1 tRNA gene is annotated in these 528 nt (G+C 38.4%); it reads left to right on the top strand.

Going from position 1 to position 528, the window contains the following annotated elements:
* Nucleotides 1–234 precede the first annotated feature (234 nt).
* Nucleotides 235–306, top strand: a tRNA-OTHER gene (locus B2Z67_RS11655).
* The last annotated feature ends 222 nt before the right edge of the window (nucleotides 307–528 follow it).

Raw genomic sequence — 528 nt, 5'->3', positions numbered from 1 at the left:
AAAATTTAAACAGGCTCTAAATATCCTCAAAATCATGAAACAATGAACAATATCTTCGAGCACTTCACTTAATTATCATATTAAAAAAAGAGCCGCCGGAGAACAACGAACCATAAAATCCACTACATTTGCACTGTTGAAAAACAAACTCTTGTTATTTGTATGAGACCAGGAAGCTATTTTGAGTTCGCCCTGCATTCGTTAAAGGACAATCAAACCAGTTTCTAAACACCAGGAAGAATGCCGGAGTGGTCGANNTGCGGTGAACGGGCAACTGTTCCCAGGGTTCGAATCCCTGTTCTTCCGCTAAGAAGCCGCCGGAAGCCTAAGACAAGAGGTGACAAGAATTGAGGAGGAGGAAAACGCAGTAGTTTTCTTCCTACTTTTGTTTTTATTACTTGAGTGGAAGGTGTATAGAGGGGCAGATAGCTACAAAAATGAACTTACCATTACAAGCTATCGAAAAAGACATGTGAATTGTATCATCTATAATCATAATATCATGAACAATACTTCGGTAAATAATTA

It is taken from the genome of Bacteroides sp. UBA939 (assembly GCF_002293435.1).
In the GTDB taxonomy this organism is placed as follows: domain Bacteria; phylum Bacteroidota; class Bacteroidia; order Bacteroidales; family Bacteroidaceae; genus Bacteroides.
Note: the sequence above shows the minus strand (reverse complement) of the source record. Positions and strands in the feature narration are given on the sequence as shown.